Genomic DNA, 15,372 nt, shown 5'->3' with positions numbered 1-15,372 from the left:
CCTAGCGGGGCGGGGCCTCCTCGGACCAGTCCCCCGTCGCCGGGAGGCCGTTGGGCGGGGTGAGGTCGTTCGCCTCCAGCTCGGGCCGCACCGAGGCGCGGACCTGCGGGGTGGGCTCGCCGAGCGCGGGCACCTCCTGGTTGGCGGCTGCGGTGGCCGCCGCGACCTGCGCCGCGATCTCCGGGTCGCCGGAGGTGTCGAACCAGCTGCGGACGGACTCCTCGTCGTCCTCGGGCCGGGACTGCGGGGCCTCGTAGGGCGACGGGGTGTACTGGAAGACCCCGTCCTCCCCCGGCGCGCCGAGCATCTTCGTGAAGCCCTCGAGGGCCTTGCCGAAGTCCGACGGCACCAGCCAGACCTTGTTCGCCTCGCCCTTCGCCATCTCGGGCAGGGTCTGCAGGTACTGGTAGGCCAGCAGCTCCGGCGTGGGACGGCCCGCCTTGATCGCGGCGAACCGCTTCTCGATCGCCTTCGCCTCACCCTGCGCCGTGAGGTACTGCGCCGCGCGCTCACCCTGGGCCCGCAGGATGCGGGACTGACGCTCGGCCTCGGCGTTGAGGATCGCCGCCTGCTTGGCGCCCTCCGCGGTGAGGATCTGGGCCTGCTTGTTGCCCTCCGCGCTGCGGATCGCGGACTCCCGCTGGCCCTCGGCGGTGAGGATGGTGGCCCGCTTCTCGCGGTCCGCCTTCATCTGCCGCTCCATGGACTCCTGGATGGACGGCGGCGGGTCGATCGCCTTGATCTCCACCCGCTCGACGCGGATCCCCCAGCGGCCGGTGGCGTCGTCCAGCTCGCCGCGCAGCACGCTGTTGATCTGGTCGCGGGAGGTCAGGGTCTCCTCCAGCGTCATCCCGCCGACGACGTTGCGCAGCGTCGTGGTGGTGATCTGCTCGACCCCGGTGATGTAGTTCGAGATCTCGTACACCGCGGACTTCGGGTCGTTGACCCGGAAGTAGACGACGGTGTCGATGTTGACCGTCAGGTTGTCCTGCGTGATCACCGGCTGCGGCGGGAAGGACACCACCTGCTCGCGCAGGTCGATCCGCTCCCGGATGCGGTCCACGAACGGCACCAGGAACGCCAGGCCCGGGTCCTGCGTGGTCTTGTACTTGCCCAGTCGCTCGATCACCGCGGCCGTGGCCTGCGGGACGATCTGCACCGACTTCACCACCGTGATGATCGCGAACAGCACGATCAGCACGACGACGACGAGCACCGCGACGTCCATGTCTCCCCCTCTACTCCGCCAGCACGACGGCGGTGGCCCCTTCGATGCGGACCACCGTGACCCGCGCGCCGGGCTCCATGACCTCGTCGTCGACCAGCGCGCGGGCGGACCACTCGTCCGGCCCGATGCGGACGCGTCCGCCGTGGCTGTCGACCCGCCGGGAGACCACCGCCGATCCCCCGACGATCCTGTCCGTGTGGTGCTGGTACCCCTCGATCGCCTGCTGCGCCCTGCGCCTGAGCGCGGGCCGCACGCCCAGCAGCAACAGCACCGACGCGACGGCGAACACCAGCGAGCTGCCCAGCCACTCCAGGCCGAAGACCACCGAGCCGCCCGCGGCCGCCAGCGCGGCGGCGCCGAGCATCGCCAGGACGAACTCCCCGGCCAGCATCTCGCCCGCGAGCAGCACGATCCCGGCGATCAGCCAGACCAGCGGAACCATGTCCCCAGGATGGCAGAGATCACGCGGCCACGCGGCGGATGATCATTTCGGCTCGGTCTCAACCCCCGTCGGGGTCGACGGTGACGAAGTCGATCAGCTGCTCGACCGCGCCGATCAGGCTCGAGTCCAGGTCGCGGAAGGACGTGACCGCGCCGAGCACGCGGCGGGCGCCGTCTGCGGGCTCGCCCCAGCGCAGGGCCTCGCAGACCCCGGTCTTCCAGTCCGTGCCGCGGGGGATCCGCGGCCACGCCCGGATGCCGACGGCGGCCGGCTTGACCGCCTCCCAGACGTCGACGAACGGGTGGCCGGTCACCATCACGTGCGGCCCGGCGACCGACGCCGCCTGCCGGGTCTCCATGCTCCCGGCGACCAGGTGGTCCACCAGGATCCCGAGCTTGCGGTGCGGTGCCGGACCGAACTCCCGGACGGCGGCGGCCAGGTCGTGGACGCCGTGCAGCGGCTCCACGACGATGCCCTCGACGCGCAGGTCGTGTCCCCAGACCGTCTCCAGCAGGGAGGCGTCGTGGATCCCCTCGACCCAGATGCGGGAGGCGCGGGCGGTGCGCGCCCTGACGGTGCCCAGCTTCACCGAGCCGGACGCGGACCGCACCGGACCCTGCGCCTTCGGGGCGGGCTTGACGAGCGTGGCCGGCTTCCCCTCGAACAGGAACGCGGCCGGGCGGAGCGGGAAGATCCGCCGCCTGCCGTTGCGGTCCTCGAGCGTGACCTCGCGGATGTCGACCGTCACGACCGCCCCGCAGAACCCGCTGGCCGGGTCCTCGACGACGAGGCCCCGCTCGGCGGGCACCTCGGGGACCGCCTTCCGGCGCTGCACCCGGGTGCCGTCGGACCCGAACAGGCCCTGGTAGTCGTGGGTTCGCGGAGACATGGCGCGGTTGTATCCCAGGGTGTGCGAGACGGCGGGGAGGACACGCCCGGGAGCACCGGATCACCCTCGACCACTCACCGAACGTCACAGACCGTCACCCGCACGGCAGCGGGCCGGGGAACCCGGACGGTGATTAACCTGGCTCCCGTGCCCCGCCCCTCCGCCACCTTCGCGGTGTGGTCCTCGGCCTGGCTGGCCGGGTCCGCCGCACCGGACGACGTGCTCGACGCCCTGGTCCCCTGGGCGGACGCGCACGACGTCGTCGCCGCCGACGAGCCCTCGGCCGCGGCCACGGACCTGCCGCTCCCCGGTGCCCCCGTGTCGTCGCTGACGTTCCTGTTCGCCGCCCTGCGCCGCGCCCCGCGCGGACCGGCCCGGCTGGTGCTCACCGCCCCCGGGGACGTCCGCGGCCTGCCCGGGCCCGGCCCGTTCGGCACCGCGGTGATCACCGCGGGTGAGGGCGTGCTGTTCGCCGAGGCCGGGGTCGGGGTGGTGCCCAGCACCGTCGCGGACGGGGTGCTGCGGTGGACCGTGTTCGCCGTCCCCGGCCCCGTCGCGCCCGCGGAGTACGTGCCGATCGGCGAGGCCGAGGCCGAGCTGCGGTCGCAGGTCCGGCAGTCGACGTCGCTGCTCACCGAGCTCGGCGTCGCCCGGCACCGGCCCGGGGTGCGCGAGGAGATCGCGGCCGCCCTGCGCGCCCGGCCGGCCTCCCACTGGCCCGGCGGCATGCCCGGGCGCGCGCTGCGGGTGCTGCAGCAGGCGGACGAGGTGGAGGCGATCCTCGCCGCCGCCCTGGTGGACGAACCCGGCGGCGCCCTCTCCGCGAGCGCGGCCACGGCGCGCCGCGAAGCCCTGCGCCCCCTGGACACCGCGGTCCGCATCGCCCGCCGTGCCGCGGTGGCGGAGGCGGTCCGCACCTACGCCCCCGCCTGACCCCGCCCCGGCACGTTTCGTGCTCACAGCGCTGCATGATCACCGGCTGCGTGTCGTCAGCGTGGTGCGCACCACGCTGAGGGCACGCAAGTTCCGATCATGAACGGCGGGCGAGCGCGATCACCGCACGCGCCGCCGGGCTGGTGGGGCCGCTCCCCCGCCACGCCAGCACGATTCGGCTGGTCGTCTCCGGGGTGATCCCCACGGGATCGAGCTCCACCCCGGCGGCCCGCACCGCCCCCTCCGGCAGCACCGCGACGCCGAGACCCCGTGCCGCGAGCCGGGCCAGCAGCAGCGGATCCCCCGCCTCGAACGCGATCCGCGGCTGCACTCCCGCCCGGACACAGGCGGCGTCGAAGGCCGCGCGCGGCCCGCTCCCCTCGGCCATGCACATCAGGGGCGCCCCGACGAGCTCGGCGACCGTCACCGACCCCGACCGCGGCCCCCCGACCCCGCCCGACCCGACCCCGCCCGACCCGACCCCGCCCAGCCCGGCCCCCACCGGTGGCCACCCCACCGCCACCAGCGCCTGCTCCGTCACCACCCGGTAGGCGACACCCTCCGGCGGCTCCTCCGCGATCCCCGCCCAGACCAGGTCGACCATCCCGTCGACCAGCCCCGCCAGCAGCTCCGCGGACGTCCCCTCCCGCAGCGAGACCTCCACCGCGGGGTGCGCTGCCCGGAACTCCGCCAGCAGCTCGGGGAGGTCGGTCGCCGCGAGCGAGGGCGCCATCCCGACCCTCACCTGCCCGCGCACCAGCCCCTTCAGCTCGTCGACGGCCAGCCGCGCCCCCTCGACCGCCGCCAACGCCGCCCGCGCGAACGGCAGCACCGCCGCCCCCGCCTCGGTCACCGCCATCCCCCGCGACGACCGTGCCAGCAGGGGTTCCCCGATCTCCCGCTCCAGCTGCCGCAGCTGCGCGCTCACTCCGGGCTGCGCGACGTGCAGCCGCTCGGCCGCCGCCGTCACCGTCCCCTCCTCGACGACCGCGACGAGATACCGCAGGTGACGCAGCTCCATAACCGACGATGCTAGCTCCTAGACAGTCCATCTCTTGGACTTCTGCTCGGTCCGCCGCCACGGTGGAGTCGTGAAGCTGATCCGACCCGGGGAGGCCGCGTTCGCGGCCGTCACCACCGGCTACCAGACCAACCGCCCGCACCGGCCCGACACCGTCGCCCTGCCCCGCACCGCGGCGGAGGTCCGCGAGGCGGTCGCGCTCGCCGGCGACGGCCCGCTCGCCGTCCAGTCCTCCGGCCACGGCCGCGTGAGCGCACTCGACGGCGGAGTACTGATCTCCACCACGGAGCTCACCGGCGTGACCGTCGACCCGCGGGCCCGCACCGCGCGGATCGCCGCGGGTGCGACCTGGGGAGATGTCGTCGCCGCCACCACACCGCACGGTCTCGCCCCCGTGAACGGCAGCTCACCGGGCGTCGGTGTCGTCGGGTACCTGCGGGGCGGCGGGTTCGGCATCCTCGGCCGCGCTTTCGGCTACGCAGCGGACCGGGTGCGGTCCGTCGACGGGGTGTCCCGTGCCGGGGACCCGGTGCGGACCGACCGACTGCCGGCCGACGACATGGTCGTCACCGCCGTGGAGATCGAGCTCGTCGAGGTCCCCCGGGTGTGGGGCGGGACCCTGACCTTCACGATCGACGAGTCCCTCCCGGCCGCCTTCGCCGCCGCCGTGGCCGACCTGCCGGACGAGGTCTCGGCGTCCCTGAGCCTGGTCCCGCTGCCGGACGTCCCGGCGCTCCCGCCCCACCTGCGAGGGGTGCACCTGGCCCAGGTCCGGGTCGTCGGCACCGACGAGCACCCGCTCGACGCCCTGCGCACCATCGGCAGGCTCACCGCGGCGGACCTCCGCTGGATGCCCTACGGCGACGCGCACACCATCCACTCCGACCCCACCGACCCGCACGCGTACGCGGGTGAGGCGCGGTTCCTGCGGGCGGCGGACCCGGCCGCGTTGAGCACCGTCGTGGCGGCGACCGGGCCCGACGCGACGGTGCCGAGCGTGGTCGAGATCCGGCAACTCGGCGGCGCGCTGGCCCGTCCGACGCGCACCGGCGCCCCCACCGACGCGGAGTTCCTGCTCCGCGCGGTGACCGCGCTGGACCCCGTCTCCGAGCCGGAGGCCCGCAGCGCCCACGAGAAGCTGGTCGCCCCGTTCGCCGCGGACGACCTCGGCCCGGCGCGGACCTTCTGCTACGGCCGCTGAGCCGGTCGCGTCGGGCGCGTCGCGGGCAGGCAGCAGTCCACCGCGCACGGCGCGCCGTTCACGGTGCAGCCCGCGCTCGGGACGGTGCCCAGGGCACGGGGCTCCACTCCGGACACGTGTTCGGCGATCAGCTCGACCACCATGTCCGCGAACCGCGGATCGGGTCCGGCCGTGGCCGCCCGCGCGAACCGCATGCCCAGCTCGGCCGCCTTGCCCGCGGCCTCGTTGTCCAGGTCCCAGACGACCTCGACGTGGTCGGACACGAACCCGATCGGCGCCACGACCACCGCCTCGACGCCTTTCTCGTGCACCGCCTCCACGTGGTCCACGATGTCCGGCTCCAGCCACGGGACCTGCGGCGGACCCGAGCGCGACTGCCACACGACGTCGTACTCCGCGAGGCCCACCTCGGCCGCGACCAGCCGGGCCGCCTCCGCGATCTGCCGGGAGTAGCGGTGGCCGCCCTCGGCGGGCACCCCGGCGGCGGCGTCGGCGGAGGTCGGGACGGAGTGCGCGGTGAAGACGGCCCGCGCCCCGTCGGTCAGGACCGCGCGGATCGCGTCCGCGTTCGCCTGCACGAACAGCGGGTGGTCGAAGAAGTGCCGCAGTTTGGTCAGCCGCGGCGCGTCCTCGACGCCCGCCCGGGCGCGGGCGATGTCGTCGTCGTACTGCCTGCAGGCGGAGAACCCGCCGTACGCGCTGGTGGCGAACACCAGGGCGTCCCGGACCCCGTCGCGGGCCATCTCCGCGACGGTGTCCTCGACCATCGGGTGCCAGTTGCGGTTGCCGAAGTAGACCGGCAGGTCCGTCCGGGACCGGATCGCGGCGATCAGCTCGCGGTTGCGCGCGTTGATGGGCGAGACGCCGTCGAAGTGGCGGTAGTGCTCCTCCACGGCGTCCAGCCGCTCCGGCGGGACGCCCCGACCGCGCACCACGTTCTCGAGGAACGGGCGCACCTCGTCGAGCCCCTCGGGGCCACCGAAGGAGAGCAGGAGCAGAGCATCGTAGGGCACGCCCCATTCAACCGCGGGCGGGCGGACCCGGCGCGTCAGACCCCGACCGCGTGGAACCCGCCGTCCGCCATGACCATCGAGCCGGTGGTGGTGGGCAGCCAGTCCGACAGCACCGCGCAGACGGTCTTCGCGACGGGCACCGGGTCGGTGACGTCCCAGCCCAGCGGCGCGCGCCCGTCCCAGTTGTCCTCGAACGCCGAGAAGCCCGGGATGGACTTGGCGGCCATGGTCTTGACCGGCCCCGCGGCGACCAGGTTCACCCGGATCCCCTTCGGGCCCAGGTCGCGCGCCAGGTACCGGGTGACCGACTCCAGCGTGGACTTCGCGACGCCCATCCAGTCGTAGGCGGGCCAGGCCTGCCGGTTGTCGAAGTCCATCCCGACGACCGACGCACCGGACCCGAGCAGCGGCAGCAGGGCCACGGCCAGTGACTTGAACGAGTACGCGCTCACCTGGATCGTCGTGGCCACGTCCTCCCACGGCGCGTTCAGGAAGGCACCCTCCCCCAGGCACGAGGCGGGCGCGAAGCCGATGGAGTGCAGCACCCCGTCCAGCCTCGGCTCGTCCCCGAGGTGCGGGGTGACCCGCTCGACGAGGGAGTCCAGCTGCCCCTGGTCCGACACGTCCAGCTCGACGACCGGCGCGGGCTTCGGCAGCCGCTGCGCGATCCGCTCCACCAGCCGCATCCGGCCGAACCCGGTGAGGACGACCTCCGCCCCCTGCTCCTGCGCGATCTTCGCGGCGTGAAACGCCAGCGACGCGTCGGTGATCACACCGGTGACCAGCAGCTTCTTACCCTCGAGCAGTCCCATGTCAGGACCCTTCCGTTCTTTCGGGGAGCACGATCTAGTGGCCCATGGACGCGCCACCGTCGACGGTGAGCACCGCTCCGGTGACGTACGCGGCGGGCTCGGAGGCCAGGTACGTGACCGCGCCCGCGATCTCCGAGGCGTGGCCGTACCGGCCGAGCGGGATCAGATCGTGGATCTCGTCCACCCGGCTCTGCGGGAGCTTCGCGGTCATCTCCGTCTCGACGAAGCCGGGCAGGACCAGGTTCGCGGTGACGCCGCGGGGCGCGAACTCGCGGGCCAGCGACCGGGACAGACCGATCAGCCCGGACTTCGAGGCCGCGTAGTTCACCTGCCCCGGGAGGCCGGTGTACGCGGTGATGGAGGAGATGAAGATCATCCGGCCTGCGCGGGCCTTCAGCATGTTGCGCGAGGCGCGCCGGGCGACCCGGAAGGCCGCGGTGAGGTTGGCGTCGAGCACGGAGGCCCAGGCCTCGTCGGACATCCTCATGACGAGGCCGTCCTCGGTGATGCCCGCGTTGGACACGAGCACCTCGACGGGCCCGTGCTTCTCCTCCACCGTGGTGAACAGCGCGTCGACGTCCTCGGTGCTGGTGACGTCGCACTGGACCGGGAGGATGCCCTCGGGGACGAGGTCCGCGTCCCGGCGATACGTCACCGCCACCTGATCCCCGAGCTCCGCGAACGCCTCGGCGATCGCCAACCCGATACCTCTGTTGCCTCCGGTGACCAGCACACTTCGTCCCACACCGGAGAACCTAGTACACCGACCGGGGCCCGCAGACCCTGCCGCGACCGGCACCACGTCGGCCGCGGGAGGGGGTGGTCACGCGACGGTGGCGGGCTCCGGCGCACGCTCGCCCGCGCGCTCCTCGACCCGCACGGTGGCGACGACGGCCCTCGCGAGCCGCGCGTGCCCCGCCACGTCCGGGTGCGCCAGATCGGCCTGCTGCTCCGTGCGGTACGGGACGAGGTCCCGCACCGAGATGTGCCGCACCCGGGCGCGGGTCGCCACGATCTCCCGCTGCGCCCGCTCGAACCGCGCCAGGTTGCGGTCCGAGTAGGGGAAGTAGTACGGGCTGACCTTCGACGGACCGAGCAGCACCACGGCGGCGCCGGTCCGCTCCAGCTCGTCCAGCAGGGTGGTGAGCTCGCGGACGTACTCGTCCAGCGCCATGCGCGTGTACCCGCCGAACGGCCTGACCAGCACGTTCTTCACGGCGACCTTGATCCGGGACTCCCGCAGCTGCTCGCGCGCCTTCTCCGGATCGGTCGAGAAGTACGGTCGGGGGTCCATCCCGACGTCACCCTTCCACGCGGTCGGCCCGAAGCGCCCGACCGCCTTCTCGACGACACGGTGCGGGTGCACGAACGCCTCGACGTTCCCGCTGCTGAGGATGACGAGGTCCGGCTCGAAGTCCGCGACCTTGGACAGTCCCTCCCGGACCTCGCTGACGAGCAGACGCGCCTTCGCCTTGGACAGGACCTTCTCGGCGTCGAGCATCTTGGCCGCGACACGGCCGACCGACTGCTCCCGCACCCCGAGTCCCGAGTTGATGCTGCACCCGAGGATGGCGACGCGCGGCTTCGGAGGAACGACGAGCTGACGTGACGGAGCTACAGAGTACTCCACTGCGAACCGGACCGATCTCCCCGACAGAGATGAACCTGGACGGTGCCGTGCTCGCTCATGTGGGTGGCGGCGTTAGGCCGAAGTGGTGGAGTTCACCCATCCGTAACGTCGATTTCCCTTACGGTAGCCGCCGTCCGAGCAGCAGGCCCGCACCCACACCGACCATCAGGAGCAACGCCCCGCCCACGAGCCACGGGCGGCTCGAGTCCACCCGCCGGATCTCGTAGCCGATCTGCTCGGAGAGGTCGGCGTAGACCTTCTTCAGCTCGTCCTCGGTGGCCGCGGTGAAGAACTGGCCGCCGGAGAGGTCGGCGATGGTCTGCATGGAGGCGTCGTCCACGGCGACCCGCGTGCGGCCGCCCTCGATGTCGATGGTCCCGTACTCGGTGCCGAAGGAGATCGTGCTCACCGGGACCTTGCCCTCGGCGGCCTGGCGCGCCGCCGTGAAGGCCCCGCGGGGCTCGTTCTCGCCGTCCGGGCCGGGGACCGTCTGCTTGCCGTCGGACATCAGCACGATGCGGGCGGGCGGGGGGCCCTCCTCGCCGTCCGCCGAGGCCGCGACGGACTGGGAGAACGACTCGATCGACTGCATGGCGGCGAAGATCGCCTCGCCCGTCGCCGTGGACTCCGACAGCCGCAGCGCGTCGACGGCCCGCTTCACCGAGGTGCGGTCCGTGGTCGGCGAGACGAGGACCGCGGCCGTGCCCGCGAACGCCACCAGGCCGAGGTTGACCCCGGGCGTGAGCTGGTCGGCGAAGGCCTTCGCCGCGGACTGCGCGGCCGCCAGCCGGGTCGGCTCGACGTCCGTGGCCTGCATCGACAGCGACACGTCGATCACCAGCACCACGGTGGCGCGGTTGCGCGGCACCCGCGCCTCGGCCTCGGGGCCCGCGAGCGCCACGCTCAGCACCGCGAGCGCGGCCAGCAGGGCGACCGCGGGCACGTGCCGGTACCACCCGGGCCGCTTCGGGGCGACCCGCTCCAGCAGCTCCAGGTTGGTGAACCGCACGACGTCCCGACGGCGGCGGCGCAGCAGCACGAGGTAGGCCACCACCAGTGCCGCCACGACGAGCAGCCCCAGCAGCCACCACGGCGAGGAGAAGGTCATGGTGTCCTCCCCGGCTCCCGCGTCCTCACCGGGACCCCACCCGCTTGCGCGCCAACGCGAACCGCACGATGTCGGACACCCAGTCCGAGTCCGTCCGCAGCCGCAGGTGCCCCGCCCCGCACCGGCGCAGGGCGTCCGCCACCCGATCGCGGTGCTCGGACGCCGCGGCCGCGTACTCCCGACGCAGCAGCGGCGTGGTCTCGATCTCGCGCTGCCGCCCGGTCTCGGGGTCGGCGAGCACGACCGTCCCGACGTCCGGCAGGTCGAGCTCCCGGGGGTCGAGGACCTCCACGGCGAGCAGGTCGTGCCGCGCCGAGAGCCCGCGCAGCGACCGCTCCCAGTCCTGCTCGCCGAGGAAGTCCGAGATCACCACGGCGAGCCCCCGGCGCCGCGGCGGGCGCCGCAGCTGCTCCAGTGCCGCGGTGAGGTCCCCGCGGGTGCCGTCCACGGCGCGCGGGGTCTCGGCGACCTTCCGCACGAGCTGCCGGACGTGCCCGATCCCGCCGCGCGCCGGGATCCGGACCGTCTGCGCGCCCGTCGAGACGATCGCGCCGATCCGGTTCCCGCCGCCCCGCGTCAGGTGCGCGACGGCCGCCAGCGCCGCGATCGCCAGGTCCCGCTTCTCGCAGTCCGCGGTGCCGAAGTCCAGGCTCGCCGAGAGGTCGACGACGGCCCAGGTCTCCAGCTCGCGGTCGGCGACCGTCTCGCGCACGTGCGGCTCGGTGGTGCGCGCGGTGACCGCCCAGTCCATCCGCCGGACGTCGTCCCCCGCCAGGTACGGCCGCGCCTCGGCGGGCTCGGACCCCGGACCCGGCAGGAGACCGAGGTGGTTGCCCTGCAACAGCCCGTCCAGCCTGCGCCGGACGGTGAGCTCCAGGGTGCGCAGGCCCGCCTCCAGCCCGCCTTCGCGCAGCGCCGGGGCCGGGCTCACGACGGCGGGGCCTGCGGTACCGGCGGGGCCTGCGGGGCGGCCTGGGGCCGGGCGCTGACCTGCGGCAACGGCACCGTACCGAGCACCCGCTGGAGGATGTGGTCGATCGGCACCTGGTCGGCGACGGCGTCGTAGGACAGCACGAGCCGGTGCCGCAGCACGTCCGGCGCCACGTCCAGCACGTCCTGCGGGAGTACGTAGTCCCGGCCGCGGACCAGCGCGATCGCCCGCGCGGCGGCGACGATGCCGAGCGTCGCGCGCGGCGAGGCGCCGTAGGCCACCCAGCCCGCGAGGTCGGCGAGCCCGTGCTCGGCCGGGGTGCGGGTGGCGACGACCAGCCGCACCACGTAGTCGACGAGGGCGTGGTGCACGAACACCTCGGACGCGACGTCCTGCAGCCGGACGAGCTCGGCCGGGTCCATCACCTGCTCGGCCACCGGGGGCCGGGCGCCCATCCGGTAGACGATCTCGCGCTCCTCCTCGACCCCCGGGTACTCCACGATGATCTTGAACAGGAAACGGTCCCGCTGCGCCTCGGGCAGTGGGTAGACGCCCTCGTTCTCGATGGGGTTCTGGGTGGCCAGCACGAGGAAGGGATCGGGCATGGGGAAGGTGCGGCCGCCGATCGACAGGTGTCGCTCGGCCATCACCTCCAGCATGGCCGACTGCACCTTCGCCGGGGCGCGGTTGATCTCGTCCGCCAGCACGAAGTTGGCCACCACCGGGCCCAGCTCGACGTCGAACTCCTCGCGCCCCTGGCGGTAGATCCGGGTGCCGAGGATGTCCGCGGGGACGAGGTCCGGGGTGAACTGCAGCCGGGAGAACGACCCCCCGACCACCTTCGCCACCGTCTCCACGGCGAGTGTCTTCGCGACCCCGGGCACGCCCTCCAGCAGCAGGTGACCCTTGGCGAGCAGGCCGACCAGCATCCGCTCGACGAGCGTGTCCTGGCCGACGATCACACGCTTGATCTCGAAGACCGCCCGCTCCAGGAGCTCGGCGTCGGACTTGGGAGTGGAGTCGGGCACCCCTCCATCAGACACCACGGGGGGTGAAGCGCCCTTAAAGCACCCGCGAGACCGTGGGCGACAACCCGCCCGAGTACCGCACCGGAGAGATCTTGACCGACGTCCCGGAGTACGGCGCCTCGATCATCTGTCCGTTCCCGATGTAGAGGGCGATGTGGTAGGTCCTGCCGTTGCGGGCCCAGGAGAGCATGTCGCCGGGCTGCATCTGGGACCGCGGGACCTGCCGCCCGAAGGTGGCCTGGTTGCCGCTCCACCGCGGCAGGTTCACCCCGACGCCCGCGAAGGCGTAGAGCATCAGCCCCGAGCAGTCGAATCCCACCTTGCGGAAGTCGCCGAACGAGTCCGCGACGCCGCCGTCCCGCACCCCGATCGTCGGTCCGCGGGAGTTGCCGCCGCCCCAGGAGTACCGCACGCCGAGCTGGGACATCGCGCGGTCGATCACGGTCTGCACGGCCCCGGAGCCGGACTTGCGGACCGTGGGCGGCGGCGCGGTCCCGACCCGTGCCGACGCCTCCTGCTGGGCGGCCCGCTGCCGCGCGGCCTCGGCCTCCTCCTGGGCGCGCTGCCAGTCCCGGAACCGCTGCCGCTGGGCGCGGAGCCCGGCGTCGGCGTTCTCGGCGGCGTCGAGCTGGGCCTGGACCTGCTGCTGCTCGGTGGCGACGGCGGCGAGCCGCTGGGCCTGCGCCTGCGCGTTCTGCTCCGCGCCCGCGACGGCCTGGTCGGCGGCGGTCTTGGCGGCCGCCGCGGCCTGCCTGCGCTGCTCGGCCTCCTCCTGCGCCGCCCGCGCAGTGGAGTCGGCGTTCGCCTTCTGCACGCGGGCGCGCTCGAGCCCGTCGAGCGCCGAGGCCTGCTGCTGGGCCAGCGCGTCGGTGAGCTGGGCGCGGTCGACCAGGTCGTCCGGGCCGGTCGCGGTGGTGAGCAGGCCGATCGGGCCGAGGTCGAGCCCCTGGGAGTAGGTGCCGGCGACGAAGTCGTCCAGCCGGGTGCGGGCGGCGTCGATGGCCCGGCCCGCCGCCGCGGTCTGGGCGAGGGCGCTCTCCGCGCGCCGCGCCGCCGCGTCCGCCTCGGCCTGGGCACCGCTGAGCACGTCGAGCGCCTGGTTGGCGGCCTCGTGCTGCTCCGCGACCTGAATCTGCAGGTCGTCCGCCTCGGCCTGCAGATCGCCGAGCCGCGCGGTCAGCTGCGCGACCGACGACGCCCGCTGGTCCACGGCGTCCCGGCTGCGCTGCAGCTCGTCGTTGCTCGGGTTGGGCGGCGGCGTCGGCTGGGCGCCCGCCACCGCCGTCGAAGTGCCGACGAGCAGCGCGGCGAGCAGCACCACCAGCAGGGCACGCAGGACCCGCACGACGTCACTCCCAAGATCGTTGACCGACGGCCGGAACCCTGGCACCCCGCGACGGTCACGCTGGGTCGCCACGCCGGGGACGCTGCGCTACTTCCACCACACGGAGGACGCCCGATCCGGCGTCGTCACCGATCCGTTGCTCCGGACGGCCCAGTCGGGGGGCGGGGCAGGCACCACCGCGTCTCCGTACTTCCACCCTGTTCCAGATCCGTGATCATCGGCGATAGTGCCTGCGAGCAGTTCACAGCGCCCACACGGGGGCGCCCGATGAGGGGGTACGACGTCGTGACCGAAGGCGGACAGTGGCCGCAGGGCCCGCAGCAGGGCGGGTGGGGTCCGCAGGGCGCACCCCAGGGCGACCGACAGTGGGCCCAGGGCCCGGGCGCGGGCGCGCCGCCCGCGCAGGGCTGGGGCCAGACCGCCCCGTACCCCCAGCAGGGCCCGCAGCCCACCCAGCAGTACCCACCCCAGCAGTACCCACCCCAGCAGTACGGCCCGCCGCAGGGCGGACCGGGCGGCCCGCCCCCGAACTGGACGCCCCCTGCTGGCTACGGCGGCGAGGGCGGCGGGGAGCCCCCGAAGAGGAGGCGTCGGTGGCCGCTGATCGCCGCCGTGGTCGCGATCGTCGCCGTCCTCGCGGGTGGCGGGTACACGGCCTGGGCCCTGCTGGGGAACTCCGGCGGGGCGAGCTCCCCCACCGAGGTCGTGACCGCGCTCGCCGGTGACCTCGAGGGCAAGGACTACCTGCGCGCGGCGAGCCGCATCGCGCCGAACGAGACGGTCCTGCTCACCGACCTCGGCGACGTCATGACCAAGGAGCTGGTCCGGCTCCAGATCCTCAAGCCGGACGCCGCGGCGAACCAGAGCCTCGACACGGTCACGTTCTCCGGCCTGCGGTTCGACGAGGCGGGCGCGGAGACCGTCCGCCCCAACGTGACCATCACCAAGCTCGTCGCCGGCACCATCACCACCACCGGCGACACGGCGAACCTGCCGTTCACGGACTCCTTCAAGCAGAAGGTGTTCCCGAACGGCCAGCCGCCCGCGGGCGCCCCGGAGACCATCGACATCGCCGAGGTCGTGCGGGACGAGGGTGGGCCGATCCGGATCGCCACCGTGCAGGTGGACGGCGAGTGGTACGTCAGCGGCCTCTACACCGCGGCGGACTACGCGCTGAAGTCGGAGAACGAGCCCTGGCCGACGACGTCGGTGCCCGCGAACGGCGCCGCCTCCGCCCAGGACGCGCTCAAGGACATGGTCACCGCGGCGCTCGACTCGGACGTCCAGCGCGTGATCGAGCTGACCGACCCGGAGGAGGCCGCCGCCCTGCACGACGCCGGGCCCGCACTCGTCCAGGCCGCCGCGGGCGCCCAGCCCTCCGGCGCGAAGCTGGTCGACCTGCAGACGACCGAGACGGACGTCCGCGGCCACACGGGGCTCTCGCTCGCGAGCGTCACCGTCCAGACACCCGACGGCGTGCTGATCGACGTCAAGCGTCAGGGCGACTGCCTGCTGATGTCGTCCCCGCAGGGCGGTGGCGAGCAGCGGCTGTGCACGGCGGACCTGGCGCAGGCGGGTCTGTCCGAGGTCGGGAACTCCCCCGCACTCGCCGAGTTCGCCCCGCGCCTGGTCACCGCGATGCTCGACGTCAAGGTCGTGGCCTCCGAGGTGGACGGCAAGTGGTACGTGTCCCCCGGCCAGACCGTCGTGCAGCTCTACGCCGACCTGCTCGGTGCGATGCAGCCCGGCGACCTGGACGCCCTGATCGCCGCGGGCGGCAACTGACAGCTG

General features: G+C 73.8%; 15 protein-coding genes. 3 read left to right on the top strand and 12 right to left on the bottom strand.

All coding sequences use genetic code 11. From position 1 onward, the window contains the following. Position 1: 1 nt before the first annotated feature. The 3 genes from ABD993_RS03515 to ABD993_RS03505 are packed head-to-tail and all read right to left on the bottom strand — an operon-like array spanning position 2 to position 2,559. The gene (locus ABD993_RS03515; RefSeq protein ID WP_345412567.1) at positions 2-1,228 is read right to left on the bottom strand and encodes an SPFH domain-containing protein; all 1,227 of its coding nucleotides are present in this window, start codon (positions 1,226-1,228) and stop codon (positions 2-4) included. A gap of 10 nt (positions 1,229-1,238) precedes the next feature. Next, complete coding sequence (locus ABD993_RS03510; protein ID WP_345412565.1) at positions 1,239-1,670, bottom strand: NfeD family protein; 432 nt, start codon at positions 1,668-1,670, stop codon at positions 1,239-1,241. 58 nt (positions 1,671-1,728) lie between these two features. Next, positions 1,729-2,559: a DUF3097 domain-containing protein gene (locus tag ABD993_RS03505; protein ID WP_345412563.1), complete on the bottom strand. Its 831-nt coding sequence runs from the start codon at positions 2,557-2,559 to the stop codon at positions 1,729-1,731. A gap of 147 nt (positions 2,560-2,706) precedes the next feature. Here ABD993_RS03505 and ABD993_RS03500 point away from each other — a divergent pair, with 147 nt between their 5' ends. Then, positions 2,707-3,492, top strand: coding sequence for a hypothetical protein (locus ABD993_RS03500; RefSeq protein WP_345412561.1), 786 nt, complete (start codon positions 2,707-2,709; stop codon positions 3,490-3,492). A gap of 97 nt (positions 3,493-3,589) precedes the next feature. Here ABD993_RS03500 and ABD993_RS03495 read toward each other — a convergent pair whose 3' ends face one another. Beyond that, positions 3,590-4,513 carry a LysR family transcriptional regulator gene (locus ABD993_RS03495; RefSeq protein WP_345412559.1) on the bottom strand — a complete coding sequence of 308 codons (924 nt, stop codon included), beginning with the start codon at positions 4,511-4,513 and terminating at the stop codon, positions 3,590-3,592. Between the two features lie 70 nt (positions 4,514-4,583). Between ABD993_RS03495 and ABD993_RS03490 the strand changes: the two genes are divergently transcribed. Next, entirely contained in the window at positions 4,584-5,714 is a 1,131-nt protein-coding gene (locus ABD993_RS03490; protein WP_345412558.1) for an FAD-binding oxidoreductase, read from the top strand. Here ABD993_RS03490 and ABD993_RS03485 read toward each other — a convergent pair. From ABD993_RS03485 to ABD993_RS03450, 8 genes are all read right to left on the bottom strand, one after another. Further along, positions 5,702-6,727, bottom strand: a complete 1,026-nt coding sequence (locus tag ABD993_RS03485) for a ferrochelatase (protein ID WP_345412556.1) — start codon at positions 6,725-6,727, stop codon at positions 5,702-5,704. The two genes, ABD993_RS03490 and ABD993_RS03485, sit on opposite strands and share 13 nt — an antisense overlap. A 35-nt stretch (positions 6,728-6,762) precedes the next feature. Then, positions 6,763-7,539 (bottom strand): enoyl-ACP reductase FabI, encoded by a 777-nt coding sequence (gene fabI, locus ABD993_RS03480; protein WP_345412554.1) that lies wholly within the window; start codon positions 7,537-7,539, stop codon positions 6,763-6,765. A 34-nt stretch (positions 7,540-7,573) separates the two neighbouring features. Beyond that, positions 7,574-8,284 (bottom strand): 3-oxoacyl-ACP reductase FabG, encoded by a 711-nt coding sequence (fabG, locus tag ABD993_RS03475; protein WP_345412552.1) that lies wholly within the window; start codon positions 8,282-8,284, stop codon positions 7,574-7,576. Positions 8,285-8,362: 78 nt separating this feature from the next. After that, entirely contained in the window at positions 8,363-9,076 is a 714-nt protein-coding gene (locus ABD993_RS03470; RefSeq protein WP_345412550.1) for an SGNH/GDSL hydrolase family protein, read from the bottom strand. Between the two features lie 211 nt (positions 9,077-9,287). Then, on the bottom strand, positions 9,288-10,277 hold the full coding sequence (locus ABD993_RS03465) for a VWA domain-containing protein (RefSeq protein ID WP_345412549.1): 990 nt from the start codon (positions 10,275-10,277) through the stop codon (positions 9,288-9,290). 25 nt (positions 10,278-10,302) lie between these two features. Continuing rightward, positions 10,303-11,208 (bottom strand): DUF58 domain-containing protein, encoded by a 906-nt coding sequence (locus tag ABD993_RS03460; protein ID WP_345412547.1) that lies wholly within the window; start codon positions 11,206-11,208, stop codon positions 10,303-10,305. Next, positions 11,205-12,236 carry an AAA family ATPase gene (locus ABD993_RS03455; protein WP_345412545.1) on the bottom strand — a complete coding sequence of 344 codons (1,032 nt, stop codon included), beginning with the start codon at positions 12,234-12,236 and terminating at the stop codon, positions 11,205-11,207. The genes ABD993_RS03460 and ABD993_RS03455 overlap by 4 nt, the downstream gene beginning before the upstream one ends. 34 nt (positions 12,237-12,270) lie before the next feature. Further along, positions 12,271-13,581, bottom strand: coding sequence for an NlpC/P60 family protein (locus ABD993_RS03450; RefSeq protein ID WP_345412544.1), 1,311 nt, complete (start codon positions 13,579-13,581; stop codon positions 12,271-12,273). A 267-nt stretch (positions 13,582-13,848) separates the two neighbouring features. Here ABD993_RS03450 and ABD993_RS03445 point away from each other — a divergent pair, with 267 nt between their 5' ends. Further along, positions 13,849-15,366: a flagellar basal body protein FliL gene (locus tag ABD993_RS03445; protein WP_345412542.1), complete on the top strand. Its 1,518-nt coding sequence runs from the start codon at positions 13,849-13,851 to the stop codon at positions 15,364-15,366. Positions 15,367-15,372: the final 6 nt, after the last annotated feature.

The organism is Pseudonocardia xishanensis, from assembly GCF_039541715.1.
Classification (GTDB): Bacteria; Actinomycetota; Actinomycetes; order Mycobacteriales; family Pseudonocardiaceae; genus Pseudonocardia; species Pseudonocardia xishanensis.
Note: the sequence above shows the minus strand (reverse complement) of the source record. Positions and strands in the feature narration are given on the sequence as shown.